Source organism: Variovorax sp. H27-G14 (genome assembly GCF_046156345.1).
Classification (GTDB): Bacteria; Pseudomonadota; Gammaproteobacteria; order Burkholderiales; family Burkholderiaceae_C; genus Variovorax.
In genome coordinates, this window is sequence record NZ_JAYLVN010000014.1 from 59177 (window position 1) to 80863 (window position 21687).

The 21687-nt window shown below is 69.2% G+C and carries 17 protein-coding genes; 3 read left to right on the forward strand and 14 right to left on the reverse strand.

Features of this window, described 5'->3' with window-relative positions; translation table 11 throughout:
* Nucleotides 1–173: 173 nt before the first annotated feature.
* From VLK31_RS25940 to VLK31_RS25970, 7 genes are all read right to left on the reverse strand, one after another.
* Nucleotides 174–713 (reverse strand): Rrf2 family transcriptional regulator, encoded by a 540-nt coding sequence (locus VLK31_RS25940; protein WP_409171346.1) that lies wholly within the window; start codon nt 711–713, stop codon nt 174–176.
* Nucleotides 714–734: 21 nt separating this feature from the next.
* A complete protein-coding gene (locus VLK31_RS25945; RefSeq protein WP_409171347.1) occupies nt 735–1433 on the reverse strand; it encodes a Bax inhibitor-1/YccA family protein in 699 nt (232 codons plus the stop codon).
* A 183-nt stretch (nt 1434–1616) separates the two neighbouring features.
* Entirely contained in the window at nt 1617–2030 is a 414-nt protein-coding gene (locus VLK31_RS25950) for a hypothetical protein (RefSeq protein ID WP_409171348.1), read from the reverse strand.
* An 87-nt stretch (nt 2031–2117) separates the two neighbouring features.
* The gene (gene yccS / locus VLK31_RS25955; protein ID WP_409171349.1) at nt 2118–4361 is read right to left on the reverse strand and encodes a YccS family putative transporter; all 2244 of its coding nucleotides are present in this window, start codon (nt 4359–4361) and stop codon (nt 2118–2120) included.
* Between the two features lie 70 nt (nt 4362–4431).
* Nucleotides 4432–5943, reverse strand: coding sequence for a c-type cytochrome (locus VLK31_RS25960; protein ID WP_409171350.1), 1512 nt, complete (start codon nt 5941–5943; stop codon nt 4432–4434).
* Between the two features lie 4 nt (nt 5944–5947).
* Nucleotides 5948–7600 carry a GMC family oxidoreductase gene (locus tag VLK31_RS25965; protein ID WP_409171351.1) on the reverse strand — a complete coding sequence of 551 codons (1653 nt, stop codon included), beginning with the start codon at nt 7598–7600 and terminating at the stop codon, nt 5948–5950.
* 60 nt (nt 7601–7660) lie between these two features.
* Nucleotides 7661–8353, reverse strand: a complete 693-nt coding sequence (locus VLK31_RS25970) for a sugar dehydrogenase complex small subunit (protein WP_409171352.1) — start codon at nt 8351–8353, stop codon at nt 7661–7663.
* Between the two features lie 185 nt (nt 8354–8538).
* Between VLK31_RS25970 and VLK31_RS25975 the strand changes: the two genes are divergently transcribed.
* Nucleotides 8539–9756, forward strand: coding sequence for an acyl-CoA dehydrogenase family protein (locus VLK31_RS25975; protein WP_409171353.1), 1218 nt, complete (start codon nt 8539–8541; stop codon nt 9754–9756).
* A gap of 40 nt (nt 9757–9796) precedes the next feature.
* On the opposite strand, the gene VLK31_RS25980 is transcribed toward VLK31_RS25975, so the two are convergent.
* The 5 genes from VLK31_RS25980 to VLK31_RS26000 form a co-directional block, all read right to left on the reverse strand.
* Nucleotides 9797–11059, reverse strand: coding sequence for a Zn-dependent hydrolase (locus tag VLK31_RS25980; protein ID WP_409171354.1), 1263 nt, complete (start codon nt 11057–11059; stop codon nt 9797–9799).
* Nucleotides 11060–11073: 14 nt separating this feature from the next.
* Entirely contained in the window at nt 11074–12513 is a 1440-nt protein-coding gene (gene hydA, locus VLK31_RS25985) for a dihydropyrimidinase (RefSeq protein WP_409171355.1), read from the reverse strand.
* A 17-nt stretch (nt 12514–12530) separates the two neighbouring features.
* Entirely contained in the window at nt 12531–14039 is a 1509-nt protein-coding gene (locus VLK31_RS25990; RefSeq protein WP_409171356.1) for an NCS1 family nucleobase:cation symporter-1, read from the reverse strand.
* Between the two features lie 95 nt (nt 14040–14134).
* Nucleotides 14135–15445 carry an NAD-dependent dihydropyrimidine dehydrogenase subunit PreA gene (preA, locus tag VLK31_RS25995; protein WP_409171357.1) on the reverse strand — a complete coding sequence of 437 codons (1311 nt, stop codon included), beginning with the start codon at nt 15443–15445 and terminating at the stop codon, nt 14135–14137.
* A gap of 78 nt (nt 15446–15523) precedes the next feature.
* Complete coding sequence (locus VLK31_RS26000) at nt 15524–16897, reverse strand: NAD(P)-dependent oxidoreductase (protein WP_409171358.1); 1374 nt, start codon at nt 16895–16897, stop codon at nt 15524–15526.
* A 258-nt stretch (nt 16898–17155) separates the two neighbouring features.
* On the opposite strand from VLK31_RS26000, the gene VLK31_RS26005 reads away from it, so the two are divergent.
* Both VLK31_RS26005 and VLK31_RS26010 read left to right on the forward strand, forming a co-directional pair.
* Nucleotides 17156–18640 carry a PLP-dependent aminotransferase family protein gene (locus VLK31_RS26005; RefSeq protein ID WP_409171359.1) on the forward strand — a complete coding sequence of 495 codons (1485 nt, stop codon included), beginning with the start codon at nt 17156–17158 and terminating at the stop codon, nt 18638–18640.
* 61 nt (nt 18641–18701) lie between these two features.
* On the forward strand, nt 18702–19358 hold the full coding sequence (locus tag VLK31_RS26010; protein WP_409171360.1) for a TetR family transcriptional regulator C-terminal domain-containing protein: 657 nt from the start codon (nt 18702–18704) through the stop codon (nt 19356–19358).
* A gap of 19 nt (nt 19359–19377) precedes the next feature.
* Here VLK31_RS26010 and VLK31_RS26015 read toward each other — a convergent pair whose 3' ends face one another.
* Together VLK31_RS26015 and VLK31_RS26020 are read right to left on the reverse strand one after the other, a co-directional pair.
* The gene (locus tag VLK31_RS26015; RefSeq protein ID WP_409171361.1) at nt 19378–20085 is read right to left on the reverse strand and encodes a response regulator; all 708 of its coding nucleotides are present in this window, start codon (nt 20083–20085) and stop codon (nt 19378–19380) included.
* A complete protein-coding gene (locus tag VLK31_RS26020; protein WP_409171449.1) occupies nt 20082–21683 on the reverse strand; it encodes an ATP-binding protein in 1602 nt (533 codons plus the stop codon). The genes VLK31_RS26015 and VLK31_RS26020 overlap by 4 nt, the downstream gene beginning before the upstream one ends.
* Nucleotides 21684–21687 lie beyond the last annotated feature (4 nt).

Genomic DNA, 21687 nt, shown 5'->3' on the forward strand with positions numbered 1-21687 from the left:
CCACGCCGAGGCCTTGTTGAAGCCGCCGCCGCGCGACAACGAAAAAGCCCATGCGGGGGCGGGTTTGCAGCCACGTCGAAGCGTGGCGGCAGACCCGGCCGCATGGGCTGGCGGGGAGTGCAGGGGGTGCCGGCCGGGGTCGTGGAAACGACCCGACAGCGCCGCCCGCGGACCTAGCTGGCGCCTTGCTGGTGGCGCCGTCCCAGCGCAAACACCGAGTTCGGCGCGTCGACGATGAAGGGCTTGCGCACCGGTGCGCCGGCCGCGGCGCGGCGCGGCTCGGGCCGGGTCGCGGCCTGCACGCCCTTGGCCTTTTGCTCGTCGACCAGCGTCTGCAGCGAAATCGACTTCAAAAACTCGACCGCGCGCAGGTTCACGGTGGCCCACAGGTCGTCGATCTGGCAGCGCCCGGCTTCGCCCGGCTCGCCGGCTTCACGGTTGCGCGCGTCGGTGTCGTGCTCTTCGATCGACAGCACGATGTCCGCCACGGAAATGTCGGCCGCGCGGCGGCTGAGCGAGTAGCCGCCGCCCGGGCCGCGGGTCGATTCGACCAGGTCGGCGCGGCGCAGCTTGCCGAACAGCAGCTCCAGGTAAGACAGCGACACGCGCTGGCGCAGGCTGATCGAGGCCAGCGTGACGGGGCCCGAACGGCCGTGCAGGGCGATGTCGATCATCGCGGTGACCGCAAAGCGGCCTTTGGTGGTGAGGCGCATGGAAATATTCCTTCGTGGGGATTACTCGTCGCGGCCGCCGGCAATGCCCAGCAGGGCCAGCAGCGACTGGAAGACGTTGTAGATGCTGAGGTACACGCCCAGCGTGGCGGAGATGTAGTTGGTTTCCAGGCCGTCCTTCACGCGCTTCAGGTCGTGCAGGATGAAGGCCGAGAAGATGCCGATGGCCGCGACCGACAGCGTCATCATCAGCGCGCTCGACTGGATGAAGAAGTTGGCAATGCCGGCCACCAGCAGCAGGATGGCGCCGATGAACAGCCACTTGCCCATGGCCGACAGGTCGCGCTTGATGACCGACGACAGCGTGGCCATGCCGAAGAAGATGGCGCCGGTGCCGGCAAACGCCGTCATCACCAGGCTCGCGCCGTTCTGCAGGCCGAGCACGGTGCCGACCAGGCGCGACAGCATCAGGCCCATGAAGAAGGTAAAGGCCAGCAGCACCGGCACGCCGGCGGCCGATTCCTTGGTTTTCTCGATGGCGTACATGAAGCCGAAGGCGCCGCCGAGGAACACCATCAGGCCGATGCCGGGCGACATGGCACGCGAGAAGCCGGTCGACACGCCGATCCAGGCGCCCAGCACGGTGGGCACCATCGACAGGGCGAGCAGCCAGTAGGTGTTGCGCAACACGCGGTTGCGTTCCTGCACCGAGGCAATGGGCGCCTCGAATGCGGGGTTGAAGGCGGTAGGGCTGTTGTTCATTGTGATGATTCCTTGAGGGGTGGACCGGCACCGGCTGGACGGAATGACGCGTTCAGATGGCAAACGGCCCGAAATGGGGGTGTTGTCGGCTGGTGTCGATGCGGGTGCGGCCGGAGGGCCGGCAGGCCTGCATCGAGGGGGCGGGAGCCAGGGCGGCTCCCGGTCGCGAAGGCTTTTGAAGGCCTAGGCGACGAAGGAAGCGGCCCGGGGTGGGCGCTTGGGCCGCGCGAGGAACGGCGCGACGGTGGTGGTCAGGCCCAGCTTGGGCGGCTGTTCGGTGAAGCGCAACAGCGCGGGTGCGCCGTTGCGTGCGTCGACCAGCTCGGCGTGTTCGGAGCCGGCTTCGTCGACGGAGAGGGAGTCGTCCGATGCGGCGTCGGCGTCGGCATCGGCAATGACATCGGCAATGCCATCGGCATCGGTGCCGGCCAGCGACGCGTCGGAGACGGCAACGCTGCTCACGGGCAAATGTGCGGCCTGGCTGGTTTGCGGGTCACTTTGCACATGCCCGGCACCCAGCATGCTGTGCGCGAGCACGGCAAAGCCGTAGCAGGACAACATGAAGGCAAGGACAGTGGCGGTAAACCAGCGGGACATGAGGGTTAATTTTACCCGGCGCGCGGCGGCAAATCCGGCGCGCGCCAATTCAACCTTTTCAAATCGACCGAATCTCGGGGTCTTCGCTCAGGCTGGCGCGGTCGAGGAAACGCTGCCTGGGGGCTGCAGCCATTCGCCGGCGTGGGTGCGCAAGGCGTCTATCTGCAGCCAGATGAGACCGAGCTCGGTGTGAAAAGTTCGCGCCTGCGGGTCGCTGTTGTCACCGTTCAGGCCGTTGTCGGCAATGGCCTGCAACAACGCGGCGCGTGCGCTTGCTTCGGCTTCGGCATACACCGGACGGTCGACAGAACCACCGACATCGCCTTTTTCCAGCCCCGCGGCCAGCCCCTCCAGCGCCGCGATGGCGCCTTCGGCCGCCGTGCGCAGCACCGCCATCTGCGCCGAGTCGGGCAGCGCGGAACGGTGGGCGCCCAGCGCCGACAGGTAGCTCAGCAGCGTGTGCGACCGAATCAGAAAGCGCAGCGCCACCCCCGCGCGCGGCCGCACATAGCCCGGCTCGCGAAACATGTCCGACACCGCGGTGGACAGCGCCGCGTCCGCGTTGTGGTCGTTGCGCCGGGCCAGCCGGTAGTCGAGGTGGTCGCGCGCGCCGGTGCGGTACTGCGCGACGATCTGCCGCAGGTAGCCCGCATGGCCGCGCAGCGCCGCCGCCGCCAGTTCGTTGATGCGCCTGGCCTGCCAGTGCGGCAGCACCAGCAGCACCGCCAGCCCGGCGATCACGCTGCCGATGGCGGTGTCGACCAGCCGTGGCACCAGCAGCACGCCGCTGTCGCCCACCTGGTTGAAACACATCAGCACCAGCAGCGTCATGGAGGCGGTGGCCAGCAGGTAGCGCGTGGCGCGTGTGGCGAAGAACAGCACGCCGGCCGCCACCGCGATCACCGACTGCACCAGCGGCTGCGGAAACAGCTGCAGCAGCGCCCAGCCCGCCACCACGCCCAGCGCGGTGCCCGTGATGCGCTGGCCCATGCGCGCGATGGTGTCGCCATAGCTCTGCTGGCACACGAACAGCGTGGTCAGCAAGATCCAGTAGCCCTGCGCCGGGTGAATGACCTGCATCACCCCGTACCCCGCCACCAGCGCCAGCGACAGCCGCAGCGCATGCCGGAACAGCGGCGAGCGCGCCGTGAGTTGGCGCCGCACGCGCTCCACCGCATCGCGCCACGAGCGCGGCGAGCGGTCGAACAAACCCATTTCCGTGCGGCCGGCGCGCGCCGAAGGCTGGCTGGCGCCCACCAATTGCCCGTCGAGCTGCGCCAGGTTGCGTGCCAGCGCCTCGACCGACGCCAGCAGCGCCAGCCGCTCAGGCGAGGCGGCCCGGGCGCGTTCGTGCGCAATGGCGTTCTGCAGATCGGCCAGCGCCTGCACCGTCTCCGCGCCCGCGTCGAAGGGCTCGCGCCGCGCGATCGAGTCGGCCAGCCGCTGGCATGCCAGCCCCTGCAGGCCCAGCACGCGCTGGCAGCGGTACAGCAGGTCGCTGTGGAAGAAGGCGTCGGCCAGCGCGTTGTAGTCGTCGTGCGACGAACTGGCGCGCTCGTGCACGTCCTGCGCAATGAGGTACAGGCCGCGGTAGCGCGACAGGCGCCCCGTGGGCGCACGCGCGCCAATGCGCCGGAAGATGCTTTCCTTGGCGGCGTTCAGCTCCGTCACCACCTCGGCATTGAGCTGCGCCAGCGCGAGCCGCTTGCGCTCGATGTCGATGCCGCGCAGCGGCTCGAACAGCGAGGCCTTGAAGCGCACGAAGTTGCCCAGCACCGTGAAGAGCTGCACCAGCCGCGCCTGCACCGGCTGTGCCGGAAACATGGCGCACCACAGCACCGAGAACACGCCGTACCACGCAGCGCCCGCCAGCAGCAGCAGGGGCTCGCGCCCGCGTGCGGCGCTGTCGCCATGCGCCGCCGTGCTCTCGATGCCCAGCGTGGCGTACATCGCCAGGATGAGCGTGGCGTACGCAATGGCCTTGTAGCGCGCCTCCACCGCACCCAGCATGGTGAGCGCGAAGGCCGCCAGCGCCAGCCCGGCGATGAACAGCAGCGGCAGGCCGAAGGCCGCCTCCACCGCGAACGCGATGGCCGCGAAGCATGCGAGCGTGACCAGTTGCGCGCGCAGCCGTCCGCGCCAGCTGTCGTCGGTTTCAGCGAGCGCGCTGGCGATGGCGCCCAGAAAAAGCGGGATCACCGCGTCGGGGTGGCCGGTGGCGCCGCACATCGCCATGAGGCTGCCGAGCGTGAGAAGAATGCGCACGGGCTGCGCGCGGGAAGCGAAAGACCGCAGCCGCTGGCGCAGCGCGTCGGGAGACAGGGGAAGCATGCCCCCGATCTTGCACGATGCATGCCACGCCACGCTGAGCTGCATGGGCCGCGGCCGCGGCAAACGCGGCTCAGCCCGCCGGCTTTGCGCGCCGCCGCCGCGCCCACCAGGCGCCCATCAGCCAAATCAACAACAGCACGGCCACACCCATCGCCGGCAGGATGTACGGCTGCACCTGCGCCAGCAGCGGCCGGGGCCCGCCGGCGCGCGCCAGCGCTACGTCGGCCTCGCTCACATGCGCGCTGCCGTTGCCGTAGCGCCCCAGCACGTAGTTGGCGATGTCGGCAATCTGCACGTCGGTCAGCGGGTCGACATACGACAGCGTGTCGAAGCGCGGCATCAGCACATGCGTGTCGCCCACCTGCCGGTCCACGCCATAGAGGATGGCCGCCACCAGGTTGGCCGGGTTCGACAGCCCCGTGGCCGTGTTGTGGAACAGGCTGGGGTACGCCTGGTTGCGGCTGCCCGCGCCGTTGGACTGGTGGCAGCTAGCGCAGTAGCCGTTGTAGAGATGCTCGCCGCTGTTGAGCCGCGCCACGCTGTTGAACGGCTGGCTGCCACGCAGCGTGGCCTCGGTGCTCGACGCGGCGCCCCATGCGTGCGCGGGTTTGCCGTCAGCGCCCACGCCCGCGCCGGTGTCCGCCTTGTCGCGGATTGGCGGCGTGCCCTTCAGGTACACCGCAATGGCGCGCAGGTCGGGTTCGGGCAAATGCTGCAGGCTGTTCTGCACCGCCTCCGCCATGCCGCCCGCGGCCTGGGCCTTGCCCTCGACGCGGCCGGTGCGCAGGTACTGCACCAGCTCCTGCTCGCTCCATGCGCCGATGCCGCTCACCGGGTCGGACGTGATGTTGGGCGCGTACCAGGGACCGACCGCGCCGCCCGCCAACGCCTGGCCGCCGCGCTCGGCCATCAGCGCGTTGCGCGGCGTGTGGCAGGCGCTGCAGTGGCCCAATGCGCCGGCCAGGTAGGCGCCGCGGTTCCACTCGGCGCTTTTTGTCGCGTCGGGCACGAAGCGCTGGTTGTCCAGGAACAGCAGGTTCCAGATGGCCATCGACCAGCGCTGGCTGAAGGGAAAGGGCAGCTCGGTCTTTTCGGCGTCGGCATCCACTGCCGCCACGCCGTGCATGAAGTAGGCGTACAGCGCGCCGGTGTCGTCGTCGCTCAGCTGCGTGTACGAGGTGTACGGCATGGCCGGGTACAGGTGGCTGCCGTCGCGCCGCACGCCCTGGCGCAGGGCGCGCGCAAACTCGGCCTCGGTGTAGTCGCCGATGCCGGCCACTTTCGATGGCGTGATGTTGGTCGCATAGATGGCGCCCAGAGGCGACTCGATGGCATAGCCGCCCGCGAACGGCTTGCCCCCGCCAGGCAGCCCGAGCGAGGCGGGCGCGGTGTGGCAGGCCATGCAGTCGGCTGCAATGGCGAGCTGGCGGCCCTTGTCGATGAGCGCGGCCGGCGGCGAACCCGATGCAGAAACTGTCGCGGAACCCGGCGCGTTCTGCGCCATGGCCACGCTGCCGAATCCGCTGCCGATGGCACCTCCCAGTACGAGCAGCACCGCCGCCCATGCACGTGCGATGTTCATGCGTTCAACCCTTCGCCAGTGCGCGGCCGATGGCGTCGGCCGACTTCAGCCCCAGCGCGGCCATGGTCAGCGTGCTGTTCACCACGCTGGCCGAGGGAATGGGCCCGCCGCCGGGCAGCCACAGGTTGTCGTGGTCGTGGGTGCGGCAGTCGCCGTTCACCACCGAGTCCTTGCGGTCGGCGCCCATGATGGTGCCGCCCATGATGTGGTTGTTGGCGTTCAGCGCGGTCGTGATGTTGAACTCGGTCGCGCCGAACAGCGTGCCGATGTGTTCCAGCTGCTTGTGCGCCGCCGCCGCGCCCTTGCGCACGTAGTCGCCCACGTCGTAGTGAATCTCCGGGCAGGCCAGGCCCAGCGGGTCTTTGCGCGTGGCGCTCAGCGTGAGCCTGTTGTTGGGGTCGGGCAGCGGCTCCAGGCTGATCGACAGGTCCACGCCAAAGGCCGCGCGGCGGCGAATTTCTTCGTCCAGCGCCTTGCCCACCAGCCCGAGCTTGAGCGCCTGCTGCGTGGCCGGCCCCACGCGCGTGATGTTGTTCAAAATCATCTTGTTCGACGAATACTCGCTGCGGAACGCGCCGTCGCGCGGCCCCACCAGGCAGCTGCTCTGCGCCGGCCCGCGGCCGATCCATAGCGGCTCGTTGGCCAGAAAGGTGCAGTGAAAGCCCGAGTGGTCCATCATGTTGCGCCCCACCTGGTCGGAGCTGTTGGCAATGCCCGTGGGGTTGCGGTCGTTCGCCGCCAGCAGCAGCAGGCGCGGCGTTTCCAGGCTGTTGCACGCAATCACGAACTGGCGGCCGGTGGCCTTGTGCGACTTCTTGTTCGTGTCGTACCAATGCACGGCGGTGATGCGGTTGTTGGCGTCGGTGTCGATGCGGTAGACCACCGCCTCGGGCAACAGCGTCGTGCCCTTGGCCTCTGCCGTCTGCACATGGTGAATGCCGTTGTACATCGCACCAATGGGGCAGATCGGCTGGCAGTTGTTGTTGCCGCAGCAGGTCGGCCGCCCGTTCCACGGCCGCGTGCTGCGGCCCTGTGGAATGGGCACCGAGTTGTAGCCGTGCGCGTTCACCACCTCGGCAAAGCGCTTGTCGCCGTAGCTCCACGGCACCATGTCCATCGGGTAGGGCTTGCTGCGTTCGGCAGGCGACTGCTGCGCCGGATCGTTCGGCCCGGCCACGCCCATCTGCTCCTCGGCGCGGCAGTAGAACGGCTCCAGCTCGTCGTAGCCGATGGGCCAGTCGCGGCCCACGCCGTAGGTCGACTTCATGCGCAGGTCCACCGGCAGATGGCGCCAGCTCGACGCGGCCCAGTGCCAGGTGGTGCCGCCCACCACGCGCAGGTAGCCCTGCTGAAAGCCCTTGCCGTCGGGCCCCGAAAGGCCGACATAGTCGTTAGGCGGAAAGTACAAGGGCGCGGGCGCCAATGGCGACTGCGGAAACAGGCCCTGAAAGTCGGAGCCCACGCGGTTGGCGAACGGCATGTTGCGCCAGTTCTCCACGGCCTGCGCGCGCTGGATGCGCGGGCCGGCCTCGAGCATGAGCACGGCATGGCCCTGGCCCGCGAGCTGGTCGGCAATCATGGCGCCGACCACGCCGGAGCCCACGACCACCACATCGGCGGTCGCGTTGCCATCGGAATCGAATACTGCTTTCTTCATCGGGATCTCTGTGTGTTGTCGTTGCCGTTGAAGGAAAGGGGAGCGCCTTGCGGCTGCTGCCTATTGGGTGCGCATCACCGGCGGCGCCGGGGGCTTGGGGCGAACCGCCTCAGCCTCCTTCGGCGTGGGTACGCCCACCTCGGGCGGCGCAGCGGTCCACCACATCGGGCCTTCGTTGCAATAGGTGGGCACCGTGAGCGCGTCGGCCACGGGGCGGTACATCAGGGCTTGCTCGTAGGCCACCACGGTGGTCTTCTGGCCGGCGACCACGGTGCCCGTGTACCAGGCCGTGACCACCGACAGCGCTGCCTCGCGCAGCCCGGCGCTGGTGGCCGCGCCCAGCAGCGCGTCGGGCGCGATGCCGGGCTGCACCAGCCCCGCGAGCGACGCGGCCTGCTGCGCGAAGGCGGCGTCGCCCTGCAGCATGGCTTCTCTGATGCGCGCCGCGGTGATGGGGTCGATGTCGTCATGGCCGGTGATGGCCTTGGAGAACGCGAAGAACCGGGCGATGGCTTCGCCATCGACGGTGCCGGTTGCAGCGGTGGTGGCAGTGGTCGCAACTGCAGTGCCAGCCGCTGCACCGGTGGCAGCGGCCGGTGCCGTCTGCGCCCCGCCCGTGCCGGGCCAGCCGAACAGCGCGGTCTGCGCGGCCACTGCCGCAGCGGCCAGAACGGCGTCGCGCCGTGTGAGCCCCGCGGGCGCGCCGCGCGGCGATGAAGCGTCTTCCCTCGTGGGAATGTCGTCGTGTGACATGGTTTTTCTCCTGCGCTTCCTAGCGTGCAACCCTGCAGTGTGAGGCCGATGCCGTACCCGAGCATGCGGGTGCGAGATTCGCGCAGGTGACAGCGCACGCCGCCGCGTGTCGCGCGAACGACCGCGCCGCCACGCATCGCGACGTATCGTGCACGGCACACCCAAAGACAAGAAGGACGAGACACATGCATTTCGAATTCACACCCAAGGTGATCGCGCTGCGCGACGAGCTGCTCAAGTTCATGGACGAACACGTCTACCCGAACGAGAAGCGCCGCGAGGAAGAGCTGGCCGCCAACGCCCGCGCCGGCCACCCCTACGCCGAGCTGCCCATGATGGCTGGCCTGAAGGCCAAGGCGCGCGAGCGCGGGCTGTGGAACCTCTTTCTGCCCGAGGCCGAGCACGGCCCCGGCCTCACCAACGTCGAGTACGCGCCGCTGTGCGAAATCATGGGCCGGCGCTACTGGTGCGCTGAAATCTTCAACTGCTCCGCGCCCGACACCGGCAACATGGAAGTGCTTGCGCGCTACGGCACCAAGGCGCAGCAGGAGCGCTGGCTCACGCCGCTGCTGGCGGGCGACATTCGCTCGTCGTTCGCCATGACAGAGCCCGAGGTGGCCTCCAGCGACGCCACCAACATCCGCTGCAGCATCCGCCGCGAAGGCAACGAGTACGTCATCAACGGGCGCAAGTGGTACATCACCGGCGCCATGAACGAGCGCTGCGAAATCTTCATCCTCATGGGCAAGACCGACCCCGACAACGCCGACCGCCACAAGCAGCAGTCGATGGTGCTGGTGCCCAAGAACACGCCCGGCGTGACCATCGTGCGCGACATGCAGTTGCTGGGCATGTACGACCCGCCCTTCGGCCACCCGGAGATCGTGTTCGACAACGTGCGCGTGCCGGTCGAGAACATTCTGCTGGGCGAAGGCCGCGGCTTCGAGATTGCGCAGGGCCGCCTCGGCCCCGGGCGCATTCACCACTGCATGCGCGCCATCGGCATGGCCGAGTCGGCGCTGGAGATGATGTGCCAGCGGCTGGTGTCGCGCACCGCGTTCCACAAGCCGCTGTCGGAGCAGGGCGTGTGGCGCGAGCGCATTGCCGAGTCGCGCATGCTGATCGAGCAGTCGCGCTGGATGGTGCTCAACGCGGCCTACCGCATGGACACCGTGGGCAACAAGGTGGCCGCGAAGGAGATCGCGATGATCAAGGTGCTCACGCCCAACAACTGCGTGAAGGTGATCGACTGGGCCATGCAGGCCTTCGGTGCCATGGGCCTGAGCCAGGACACGCTGCTCACGCACTTCTACGCCTACGAGCGCCACCTGCGCGTGGCGGACGGCCCCGACGAGGTGCACCGCAACGCCATTGCCAAGCACGAGCTGGCGGCGTACCAGTAAGCAGCCGCAAGCAGGCGCAGGCAGGGGCCCAAGCAGCGCCTCAGTCCACGCGCTTCGCGCTTTCGAGCATCGCGTGCAGCAGCACGTTGCAGCCCGCCGTGAGGTGGTCGGGCTGCGCGTCCTCGATCTCGTTGTGGCTGATGCCGTCCTTGCATGGCACGAAGATCATTCCGGCCGGCGCGAGCCGTGCGGCATAGATCGCGTCGTGCCCCGCGCCCGACACCACGTCCATGGTCGAGTAGACCAGCCGCTCGGTCGCACGGCGCACCGCGTCCACGCAGTCGGGGTGGAACGGGCAGGGCGGTATGTAAGACACCCGCTCCAGGGTCACGCCCAGCCCGGTCTCGCGCCGCGTGCGATCGATGAAGGCGGTGATCTCGGCATGCATCAGGTCGAGCAGCTCGTCGTTCACGTTGCGCAGGTCGATGGAGAACTTCACCTGCCCCGGAATCACGTTGCGGCTGTTCGGGTGCACCTGCACCATGCCGACCGTGCCGCGCCCGTAGGGCGGATGGCTGTGCGCGATGGCCACCACCTCCTGCATGATGCGCGTGGCCACCTGCAGCGCGTCGCGGCGCAGGTGCATGGGCGTCGGGCCCGCGTGGGCCTCCATGCCGGTCACCACGCAGTCGTACCAGGAAAGCCCGAGCACGGCCGGCACCACGCCGATCACCTTGCCCGCGTCCTCCAGCACCGGCCCCTGCTCGATGTGCGCCTCGAAGTAGGCGCCCATGGGGTGGTCGCCCGGCGTCTGCGTGCCCACGTAGCCGATGCGCTGCAGCTCGTCGCGCACCGTGTGGCCCTCGGTGTCGGTCGCGGCATAGGCGTGTTCGAGGCTGAAGGCGCCGCAGAACACGCCCGAGCCCATCATCACCGGCACGAAGCGCGAGCCTTCCTCGTTGGTCCAGAAGGCCACCTCGATCGGCGCCTCGGTGCGAATGCCCCGGTCGTTCAGCGTGCGCACCACCTCCAGCGCGGCCAGCACGCCGTAGTTGCCGTCGAACTTGCCGCCGGTGGGCTGCGTGTCGATGTGGCTGCCCGACACCACCGGCGCCAGCGCGGGGTTGGTGCCTTCGCGGCGCATGAAGACATTGCCGATCTGGTCGACGGTGATCGACAGGCCCGCCTCCTTGCCCCACGCCACCACGAGGTCGCGGCCCTGCTTGTCGAGGTCGGTCAGCGCCAGGCGCTTCACGCCGCCCTTGGGCGTGGCGCCGATGCGCGCGAGTTCCATCAGCGCGCTCCACAGCCGCTTGCCGTCGATCGCCAGTACCTGCTTGTCCACTGCTGCATTCATCTGCATGACTCCTTGGGGGTTCAGCGCGCCACGGCCGTGGGCGCATGCTGGCTTTTGAAGCGTTCCAGCGCGGTGAACATCGGCGCGAAGGGCGGGCGCTTCAGGTAGCGGCCGGTGCCCGGCTCGGCGCGCAGGTCGCCGTCGCGGTACACCCAGCGGCCCGCGGCCACGGTGTGTTTGGGCACGCCGGTGACCTGGCGGCCTTCGAAGATGTTGAAGTCGCTCTTCGAGTGCTGTGTTTTCACCGACAGGGTCTTGGTGGCGGTCGGGTCCCACACCACGATGTCGGCATCGGCCCCCGCCTGAACCACGCCCTTGCGCGGGTACAGGTTGAACAGCTGGGCCGCGTTGGTGGAGGTGACGCGCACGAACTCCGAGGGCGTGAGCCGCCCGGTGTTCACGCCCGCGTCCCACAGCACGGCCATGCGTTCTTCCACGCCGCCGCAGCCGTTGGGAATTTTGGTGAAGTCGTTGCGGCCCGCCGCCTTCTGCTCGGCGCAGAAGGTGCAGTGGTCGGTGGCCGTGGTGTGCAGGTTGCCGCCCTGCAGGCCGCGCCACAGCATGGCCTGGTTCTCGCGCGAGCGAAAGGGCGGGCTCATCACGTGGGCGGCGGCGCGCGCGAAGTCGGGGTCGCGGTACACGCTTTCGTCGACCACCAGGTGGCCGGCCAGCACCTCGCCGTACACGCGCTGGCCGCGGGCGCGGGCGCGGGTGATGGCCTCCAGCGCCTCGCCGCACGACACATGCACCACGTAGATGGGCACGCCCAGCACGTCGGCGATGGCAATGGCGCGGTTGGCCGCTTCGGCCTCCACCATCGGCGGGCGCGACAGCGGATGGCCTTCGGGCCCACGGATGCCCTGCGCCAGCAACTGCTGCTGCAGCATCGCCACCAGCTCGCCGTTTTCCGCGTGCACCGTGGGCATGGCGCCAAGCTCCAGCGAGCGCTGGAAGCTCTTCACCAGAATCTCGTCGTCGGCCATGATGGCGTTCTTGTAGGCCATGAAGTGCTTGAAGCTGTTCACGCCGTGCTCGCGCACCAGCTCCCCCATGTCCTGGTGCACGCTGTCGTTCCACCAGGTCACGGCCACGTGAAAGCTGTAGTCGCCGGCCGACTTTTCGGCCCAGCCGCGCCACATGCGAAAGGCGTCCATCAGCGACTGCTGCGGGTCGGGAATCACGAAGTCGATGATGCTGGTGGTGCCCCCGCCCAGCCCCGCCGCCGTGCCGCTGAAGAAGTCGTCGGCCGCCACCGTGCCCATGAAGGGCAACTGCATGTGGGTGTGCGGGTCGATACCGCCGGGCATCACGTAGGCGCCGCCTGCGTCGATCACCTGCGCGCCAGCGGGGGCCTGCAGGTCGGTGCCGACCTGCACCACCTTGTCGCCTTCGCAGAGCACGTCGGCCCGGTGTTCGGCATCGGCGTTGACCACCGTGCCACCGCGAATGAGTACGGTCATGGCGTGAGTTCCTTTTTTCAGCTGAGATGTTTGATGGGCGTGGCCAGGCCCTGGTGCCGAGGGGCGTGCATTTTCATCAGCCCCAGGTACACCACGGCCGACAGCGCGACGCCGACGAACCACGCATAGGTGTAGATCGTCTTGAAGATCTCCGGCGTCGAGGGCACGGCCTGCGGAAAGGCCGCGTTGAGAAAGCCCGGAATGTTGGGCAGCACGCCCACCACAAAGGCCGCCACCGCCGCCATGTTCCAGCCGTTGCGGTAGGTGTAGGGGCCGGTGCCGCGGTACAGCGCATCGACGTCGAGCTCCTTGCGGCGCACGAAGTAGTAGTCGGCAATCAGGATGCCCGCCACCGGGCCCAGCAGCGCCGAGTAGCCGATGAGCCAGGTGAAGATGTAGCCCTGCGTGGTCTCCAGCACCTTCCACGGCATCATCACGATGGCAATGCCGGCGGTGATGTAGCCGCCCTTGCGGTAGGAGATTTTTTCGGGGTTGAGGGCCGAGAAGTCGTAGGCCGGCCCCACCAGGTTGGCCGCCAGGTTCACGCTCACGGTGTCGATCAGCAGAATGAGCAGCGCAATCAGCACCGCCGCGCCCGTCATGCGGCTGGCCAGGTCCACCGGGTCCCACAGCGCCTTGCCGTAGATCACCACGGTGGCGGAAGTGACCATCACCGCCATCATCGCGAGCAGACCCATGGGCGCGGGCAGGCCGATGACCTGGCCCACCACCTGGTCGCGCTGCGAGCGCGAGAACCGCGTGAAGTCCGGAATGTTCAGCGCCAGCGTGGCCCAGAAGCCGACCATGGCCGTGAGCGAGGGCCAGAACACCGCCCAGAACAAGCCCGCCTTTTTGCCGCCGGGCTCGAACTGCGAGGGCTGCTCGAAGATGGGACCGAGCCCGCCCGCGCGCTGCACGGCCCAGTAGAGCAGCGCGATGCACACCAGAATTTTCAGCGGCGCGGTGTAGGTCTCGAGCCGGCGGATCGACTCGATGCCGTGCACCACAAAGTACAGCTGAATCGCCCAGAACAGCAGAAAGCACACCAGCTGCGCGCCGTTGATGCCCAGCACCGGCAGCTTGTCTCCACCCAGAGGATGGCCGATGAGCACGCCGGCCAGCGTGTAGATCATCTCGCCGCCAAACCAGGTCTGAATGCCGTACCAGCCGCAGGCCACGACGGCGCGCAGCAACGCGGGCAGCCGCGCGCCGCGCGTGCCGAACGAGGCGCGCGCCATCACCGCATAAGGAATGCCGTACTTCGCCCCCGCATGCCCGATGAGCAGCATCGGCACCAGCACGATGGCGTTGCCCAGAAACACCGTGAGCACCGCCTGGCTCCACGACATGCCACCCTCGATCAGGCTGGCCGCCAGCGTGTAGGCCGGAATGCACATCACCATGCCCACCCACAGGGCCGCGAAGTGGTACCAGCGCCACGTTCGCTGCGCGAGCGTGGTGGGCGCGAGGTCCTCGTTCCAGAGGTTGGCGGCGGGGCCGCCGCCGTGCTGCGATGGGGTCGTCATGTAGCTTTTCTCCTGCGTGGGCTGTGTTGTTGGTCCCCTCCTGTCGCGGGCCCGGTCTGCGCCGGGTTGGGTCATTCGGTCATTCGGTCATCGGGTCAGGCATGGCTGTCGGCGCGCATCGGGTTGTTGGGGTGGGTGGTCCAGTTGGCGTAGTGGGCGACCACGGGGTGGCCGGTGCGCGCGTCCATTTCGCCCGGCTGGAGCGTGCGCATGGAGAGCGCGCCGGGCACCGGGCAGATCGACACGCACAGGTTGCAGCCCACGCACTCTTCTTCCTTCACCTCGAAGAAGCGCATGCCGTCCTTGGTGGCGGTAATGGCCTGGTGCGAGGTGTCTTCGCACACCACGTGGCATCGACCGCACTGGATGCAGGCGTCCTGGTGAATCACGGCCTTGTCGACGTGGTTCAGGTTGAGCTGCTTCCAGTCGGTGATGCTGCCGATGGCGCGGCCCTGCAACTGCGCGAGGCTGTCGTAGCCCTTCTGGTCCATGAAGTTGGACAGGCCGTCGCACAGGTCCTGCACGATCTTGAAGCCGTACACCATGGCGGCGGTGCACACCTGCACCGAGCCGCTGCCCAACGCAATGAACTCCGCCGCGTCGCGCCAGGTCGACACGCCGCCAATGCCCGAAATGGGCAGCCCCGCGGTCTCGGGGTCGCGCGCAATCTCGGCCACCATGTGCAGCGCGATGGGCTTCGCGCCGGGGCCGCAGTAGCCGCCGTGCGAGCCCATGCCGCCGGTGTTGGGGATCATGGCCATGGCGTCCAGGTCGACGCCCATGATCGAGTTGATGGTGTTGATGAGGCTCACCGCGTCTGCACCGCCCTTTTTGGCGGCGCGCGCGGCCGGGCGGATGTCGGCCACGTTGGGCGTGAGCTTCACGATCAGCGGCAGCCGGGAGTAGTGCTTGCACCACTCGGCCACCATCTGGATGTACGCGGGCACCTGGCCCACGGCCGCGCCCATGCCGCGTTCGCTCATGCCGTGCGGGCAGCCGAAGTTCAGCTCCAGCCCGTCGCAGCCGGTGTCTTCCACCATCGGCAGGATGGCCTTCCAGGCCTCTTCGGTGCACGGCACCATCACCGAGGCGACCAGCGCGCGGTCGGGCCAGTTGCGCTTCACGCGGGTCATTTCCTCGAGGTTGGTGCGCAGCGGCCGGTCGGAAATCAGCTCGATGTTGTTGAAGCCGGTCACGCGGCGGTCGGCCGCGTAGGACACGGCGTAGCGCGGGCCGTGCACGTTGACCACGTTCGGGTCTTCGCCCACGGTCTTCCACACCACGCCGCCCCAGCCGGCCTCGAAGGCGCGCACCACGTTGACCTCTTTGTCGGTCGGGGGCGCGGATGCAAGCCAGAAGGGGTTGGGGCTGCGGATGCCCACGAAGTCGGTGCTCAGGTCTGCCATGTGAATTGCTCCTGTCGCGTCGGTGCGCGAACGGGGGGATGTGTGAAGAAGAGGGAGGGATTCGCAGCGCTTGCTGCGCTACGCCGCGGCGCGCAGGTGCCTGTCGATGGACAGCGCGGCCTGCTTGCCGTCTTCCACCGCCTCGACCGTGAGGTCGCGCCCACCAAAGCGCGCGTCCCCGCCGGCCCACACCTTGGGCCGCGAGCTGCGGCATTCCGCATCGGTGCTGATGCGCCCGCCCTGCAGTTGCACGCCGCTGTCTTCCAGCGCGGTAGCCACAAAGCTCTGGCCGATGGCGCACAGCACCATGTCGGCCTGCAGCGCCAGGCCCTCGCCGGTTTCCACCAGCCTGCCGTCGACCAGCGCGGTGCGCGCAAAGTCGATGCCGCGCAGCACGCTGCCCGTGGCACGCAGCGCTTTCGGCGCGGCCCAGTGGACGATGCGCACGCCGTTCTCCTTGGCCCAGCTCTGTTCGTCGACCGAGGCGCCCATGGCTTCGGCGCCGCGCCGGTAGACGATGCTCACGTCCTCCGCGCCCAGCTTGCGCGACTGCACCGCGGCGTCCACCGCCGTCATGCCGCCACCGATCACCACCACGTGCCGGCCGATGGCCACGTCCGCCGGCGACGCGGCCTGGCGCAGCTCGGCGATGAAGTCGACCGCGTCGCGCACGCCGGCCTGCTCGCCCAGGCCCAGCGCGTTCACGCCGGCCAGGCCGAGGCCGAGAAACACAGCGTCGTGTTCGGCGGCCAGCGTGTCCAGCTGCAGCTCGCGGCCCAGTGCGTGGTTGTTGCGCACTTCGATGCCGCCGACCGACAGCAGCCATTCGATCTCGCGCTGCGCGAAGCCGTCCACGGTCTTGTAGCTGGCCAGGCCGTACTCGTTCAGGCCGCCCAGCTTGGGCCGCGCGTCGAACAGCACCACCTGGTGGCCGAGCACTGCGAGCCGGTGCGCGCACGCCAGGCCCGCGGGGCCTGCGCCCACCACCGCCACGCGCCTCCCGGTGTCGGCCGCGCGCACGAACAGCGGCTTGCCGGGCGCATCGAAGAAGGCATCGGTCGCGTGGCGCTGCAGCAGGCCTATTTCCACCGGCTTGCTCTCGTTGGTGTTGCGCACGCAGGCCTGCTCGCACAGCACCTCGGTGGGGCACACGCGTGCGCACATGCCGCCCAGCGGGTTCTCTTCGAGGATGGTGCGCGCCGCGCCGCGCAGGTTGCCGTCGGCAATGCGGCGGATGAAGGTGGGAATGTCGATGCCCGTGGGGCAGGCCGTCTGGCAAGGCGCGTCGTAGCAGTAGTAGCAACGCTCCGCCTCGATGTTGGCCTGCACCACGTTCAGCGGCGGGTGGGCGTCGCAGAAGTTCTTGGCGTACTGCGCGGGGGCTAGGCGGCCGGCGCGCACATCGGAGGTGATGGCGGCGGTGGGCGCGACGGAATTCATCGTGCTGTTCATGGGCGTTCAGGCTCCAGGATCGTGGTGGGGATCTGTTGCGACACCAGGGAGCGAGCCCTCGTGAAGTTTGACCAAGTGGTCGAATGTCGCGATGATTCAGCAAACAAGGGGTGCCGCCCATACACAGTTGGCGCGGCGCGCGAGAAAGTGTTTGCCGCCGCCGCCCGTGCTGTCTGGTGCACCGGCCAGCACGGTTCTTGCGGGCAAACCCTGTCTTTTGCCGACCCGGGCCGTTCGAGCTTCGAAGGAGACACCGCGATGCAGAGTTCAAGCAACGTCCCGGCGCCGCATCCGCTTGCGCCCCATCCGCTGGCGTCGCATCCACCAGCGGCGCTCGGCGCCGGCTGGATGCAGGGCTGGATGCAAGGCCTGATGGGCGACATGCAAGAGGCCGCCCCCGGCCTGGGCCTCGCGCAGCGCCTGGTGCTGGGCGTGGAATTGCGTGTGAGCGACGGGCGCCTGGCACCGGGCACCAAGATGCCGTCGGTGCGCGCGCTGGCGGGCAAGCTGGGCATCAGCACCTTCACCGTCACCGAGTCGTACAGCGCCTTGCGCGCGCGCTCCGTGCTGGCCTCGCGCCCGGGCAGCGGCTACTACGTGCTGCACCGGCCCGCGCGCATGGCCGACGACGCGGTGCCGCGCATCGCCGAGCCGCCGTGCGCTCCGGAGCGGCCGCCCCCTGCCGAATACCGCGGCGACGAACTGGTGCGCGAAGCCCTGCGCCGCGTGGCGCGCGCCGCGCCCGAGTGGGACGGCGGCGCACGCCCCAGCTTCGGCCTGCCGCGCCTGCGCGAACTCATTGCGGCGCGCCACCGCGCCGAGCTGCCCGGGCTGGCACCGCAGCAGGTGATGACGGCCGCCGGCAGCCTGGGCGCGGCCATGTGCCTGCTGCAGGCCTGGACCGCGCCGGGCGACGCGGTGCTGCTCGAGTCGCCCGCTTCGCGCCAGCTGCGCAACCTGGTGCTCACGCTCGGGCGGCGCATTCGCGAAGTGCCTCGGCGCGGCGGCTGCCTCGACATCCCCACGCTCGACGGCCTGGCGCCGCTGCTGCCGTGCGAAGGCCGCCAGCGCCTGCTGTTTCTGTCGACCGCCGTGTCCAACCCGCTGGGCATCTGCATGAGCCCGCAAGGCGCGCACCAAGCCTTGCAGGCGGCCGAGCGGCACGACCTGCGCGTGATCGAGCTCGACACCTGGCGCGGCCTCTCGCCGGTGCAGGCGCCCAGCCTCGCGGCCATGGACGGGCTGCAGCGCGTGGCGCAGATCGGTGGCGTGTCGACCACGCTGTCGGCCACGCTGCGGCTCGCGCATGTGCTGCTGCCGCAGCGCTGGGTCGACGATGCCGCGCTGCGCTGCCTGCACACCACGCTGGGCCCGAGCGAGTTCGAGGAGCGCGTGGCCAGCGAGGTGCTGTCCGATGCGGGCTACCCGCGCTTTCTGCTCAAGCTCAACACCGCGCTGAAGATGGCCGGCGAACGCACGCTGTCGCTGCTCACCGGTGCCGGCCTGCAGGCGCTGCATGTGCCCGACGGCGGCCCGTTCCTGTGTGCCGGCTGGCCTGCTGACAGCGCGCCGCGCCCGACAGTCGACGCCGTGCTGCAGGAGGCGCGCAAGCAAGGCCTGCCGTTGGCGGCGGCGACCGACTTCGGCGCCACGCCGCAGCCCCTGGCCTGGTACCGCTTCAACGTCACGCAGTGCGGGGACGACCGGCTGGTGCGCTTTCTCGCGCGGATGAAGTGCTCATGAGCGCCGCGCCGGGCCGCAAGCAACCTCCACGCACCGCAACGCGCAGCGTGGAGGTTGCTGCATGAGCGCCGCGCGCCCCCCCGCCGTCAAGCGCCAGGCCCGCCGCCAGAGCCTGGAGAGCGCCATCCTCGCCGTGGCGCAAGAGCGCTTTGCAGTGCACGGCTACGGCGGCGTGTCGGTGGACGACATCGCGGCCGATGCAGGCCTCTCCAAGCAGAGCCTGCTGTATTACTTTCCGTCGAAGAAGGCGCTGTACCGGCGCGTGTTCAACGACGTGCTCGACGCGTGGCTGTCCAACCTCGACAGCCTGGCCGCGGCCGACCTCGACCCCTGTGCGGCGCTGGAGCGCTACGTCACGCAGAAGCTGCAGTTCTCGTACGACCACCCCTCGGGCTCGCGCCTGTTCGCGCAGGAAATCATTTCGCAGGCGCCGCAGTGCGCCGACGACATTCAGGCCAAGCTGGTGCCCGCGTTCCGCGCCGAGGCCGCCGTGCTGCACCGGTGGATGGCCCAGGGCGACGTGCAGCCGCTGCCGGTGGCGCACCTGCTGTTCACGCTGTGGGCCATGACCCAGACCTATGCCGACTTCGCCTGGCAGATGCGCATGCTGCTGGGCAAGCCCACGCTGGAGCCCGAAGACTTCGAGCAGGCGCGCGAGACCGTCATGCGCATGCTCGAAGGCGCGCTGGGGCTGAAGAAGAAACCCGCGGTGCCCTGAAGCAACCCGGGGGTGGCCGCTACGCCGGCACCGGCGCTTCCCACGCAAAGCCCACGCCGTACACCGACCGTATCCAGTCGTGCGCCGGCGTCACCGCGCCCAGCTTGCGGCGCAGGTTCTTCACATGGCTGTCGATGGCGCGCTCCGTCACGTCCACCGTGTCGTCGTAGGCCAGCTCCAGCAGGCGGGCGCGCGAGAAGATGCGCCCCGGGTGCCGCGACAGCACCTGCAGCAGCCCGAACTCGCGCCGCGTGAGGTTCAGCGGCGTGCCTTCGAGCGACGCGCGCCAGTGCACGTCGTCAAGCACCAGGCCCGGAGCTTCGTCGGACGAGGCCGTGCCGTTGCCCTGCCCGCCCAGCGCCGGGCCGGCGGTGCGCCGCAGCACGGCACGCACCCGCGCCACCAGCTCGCGCGGCGAAAAGGGCTTGCACACGTAGTCGTCCGCGCCCAGCTCCAGGCCGAGCAGGCGGTCGACCTCTTCGATGCGCGCGGTGAGCATGATGATCGGGTGCGCCGTGTGCTCGCGCGCGCGGCGCAGCACCTCGATGCCGTCCAGCCGCGGCAGCATGATGTCCAGCAGCGTGAGGTCTGGCGGCGCGGCCACGATGCCTTGCAGCGCGCTTTGCCCGTCGGTGAAATGCGTGGTCTCGTAGCCCGCGTGGCGCAAATAGTCTTGCACCACCGAGGCGATGTCGATCTCGTCTTCGACGATGACGATGCGTGTCATTGCGGTGTGGCCAGTGGAAGGGTAAGGGTCACGCGCAGCCCGCCCAGCGGCGAAGCCGACGCGTCGATGGTGCCGCCGTGCGCCTCGAGCGTGGCGCGGCAGATCGACAGGCCCAGCCCGGAGCCGCCGTGTTCGCGGCTGCGCGAAGACTCCCCGCGGAACAGCCGGTCGAACAGGCGCGGCAGTTCGCTCTCGGGTACGCCGGGCGCGCTGTCGTCGAACAGCAGCGTGAGGCAGTTGCCGGTCCACGCGCCTTCCACCGTCACGTCGATGCGCAGCGTGCCGCCTTCGTCGGTGTAGGCCAGCGTGTTTTCCAGCAGGTTCATGAACACCTGGTGCAGCCGGTGCGCGTCGCCGTCCACGGTCGGCTGCGAGAAGCTGTCGATGCGGTCGACGGCCTCGCGGTCGACCTTCACGCCGCGCTTGGCGAAGCGGTCGCGCGTGTGATCCAGCGCTTCTTTCAGCAGCGACAGCGGGAACACGGTGGCCGTGAGCAGGTCGCTCTGCGGCTCGCGCATGCTGCTGCGCAGGTCGTCCACCAGTTGGCCCAGGCGGATCACCTGGCGGTGCAGCCGCAGCGCGGTGCGTTCGTCGAAGGTGCGCACGCCGTCCTGCAGCGCTTCTATTTCGGCGCGCATGGCGGCAAGCGGCGTGCGCAGCTCGTGCGCCGCATCGGCCAGCCAGGCGCGGCGCGTGGCCTCCACCGTGTCCAGGCGCTGCGCCATGTCGTTGAAGGTCTTGCCCAGCAGCGCCAGCTCGTCGGTGCCCTGCACCGCCACGCGGGTGGACAGCCGCCCGCGCGCCACGTCCTGCGCGGCCTGCGTGAGCTCGTCGATGGGCTTGAACCAGCGGCGCGCCAGCAACCACGACAGCACCAGCGCAAAGCCCAGGCCGCACAGCCCGGTGAGCACGATCACGCCCGACTGGCGCGCGATGAAGGCGCGGTCGGCCTCGCTCTCCAGCCCCTGCAACGGCGCGAGCGCGAGGTAGCCGACGACCGACTTGTTGTGCCGTATCGGCATGCGCGCGGCATTGGCCAGGTCCATGTCGGCACCCACCACGCGCGCGCCGCTGGCGTCGAGCACGGCCAAGCGCTGGTAGATGGCGTCGTGCATGCCACGCGGGTCGGGGAACACCCAGGGCGGCGGCATGCCGGGAAAGCCCGGCGCGCGGCGCGGCAGCAGGTCGAGCTGCGCCGAGGGTGGCATGGGCGGTATGGCAGGCAGGGGTGGCGGGCTGCCATCGGCCACGCCGTCCGGCGGCGCGGCGTGCATCGCGCGGTATTCGTACCAGGGCGGCAGCCGGCGCTCTTCGCCGTTGGCGGCGGCGCTGTCCAGCACGTTGGCAAAGCGGCCCATCTGCAGGCGCTGCCATGCGTCGTCGTTGTCGCGCAGGTTCTTCCAGTCGCCATGAGCCACGTAATTTTTCAGCACCAGCTGCGCGAGCCAGTCCATGCGCCGGATCTCGATTTCGGCCACGTAGGAGCCCAGGCCCCGCTGCAGCGCAATGATCGACAGGCCCGCAAAGCTGATGAGCAGCACGATCAGCAGCGCGGCCAGCGCCAGGAAGATCTTGCGGGAAAGGGTCAGTTGCGGCATGGGC

Bases quoted from the DNA above. Each gene is read 5' to 3' on its own strand.
- VLK31_RS25965 (WP_409171351.1), bottom strand. From the start codon at position 7,600: ATGAAGAAAGCAGTATTCGATTCCGATGGCAACGCGACCGCCGATGTG.
- VLK31_RS25940 (WP_409171346.1), bottom strand. From the start codon at position 713: ATGCGCCTCACCACCAAAGGCCGCTTTGCGGTCACCGCGATGATCGAC.
- VLK31_RS25975 (WP_409171353.1), top strand. From the start codon at position 8,539: ATGCATTTCGAATTCACACCCAAGGTGATCGCGCTGCGCGACGAGCTG.
- VLK31_RS25980 (WP_409171354.1), bottom strand. From the start codon at position 11,059: ATGCAGATGAATGCAGCAGTGGACAAGCAGGTACTGGCGATCGACGGC.
- VLK31_RS25970 (WP_409171352.1), bottom strand. From the start codon at position 8,353: ATGTCACACGACGACATTCCCACGAGGGAAGACGCTTCATCGCCGCGC.
- preA (WP_409171357.1), bottom strand. From the start codon at position 15,445: ATGGCAGACCTGAGCACCGACTTCGTGGGCATCCGCAGCCCCAACCCC.
- VLK31_RS25950 (WP_409171348.1), bottom strand. From the start codon at position 2,030: ATGTCCCGCTGGTTTACCGCCACTGTCCTTGCCTTCATGTTGTCCTGC.
- VLK31_RS26000 (WP_409171358.1), bottom strand. From the start codon at position 16,897: ATGAACAGCACGATGAATTCCGTCGCGCCCACCGCCGCCATCACCTCC.
- VLK31_RS25960 (WP_409171350.1), bottom strand. From the start codon at position 5,943: ATGAACATCGCACGTGCATGGGCGGCGGTGCTGCTCGTACTGGGAGGT.
- VLK31_RS26015 (WP_409171361.1), bottom strand. From the start codon at position 20,085: ATGACACGCATCGTCATCGTCGAAGACGAGATCGACATCGCCTCGGTG.
- hydA (WP_409171355.1), bottom strand. From the start codon at position 12,513: ATGACCGTACTCATTCGCGGTGGCACGGTGGTCAACGCCGATGCCGAA.
- yccS (WP_409171349.1), bottom strand. From the start codon at position 4,361: ATGCTTCCCCTGTCTCCCGACGCGCTGCGCCAGCGGCTGCGGTCTTTC.
- VLK31_RS26010 (WP_409171360.1), top strand. From the start codon at position 18,702: ATGAGCGCCGCGCGCCCCCCCGCCGTCAAGCGCCAGGCCCGCCGCCAG.
- VLK31_RS25990 (WP_409171356.1), bottom strand. From the start codon at position 14,039: ATGACGACCCCATCGCAGCACGGCGGCGGCCCCGCCGCCAACCTCTGG.
- VLK31_RS26020 (WP_409171449.1), bottom strand. From the start codon at position 21,683: ATGCCGCAACTGACCCTTTCCCGCAAGATCTTCCTGGCGCTGGCCGCG.
- VLK31_RS25945 (WP_409171347.1), bottom strand. From the start codon at position 1,433: ATGAACAACAGCCCTACCGCCTTCAACCCCGCATTCGAGGCGCCCATT.
- VLK31_RS26005 (WP_409171359.1), top strand. From the start codon at position 17,156: ATGCAGAGTTCAAGCAACGTCCCGGCGCCGCATCCGCTTGCGCCCCAT.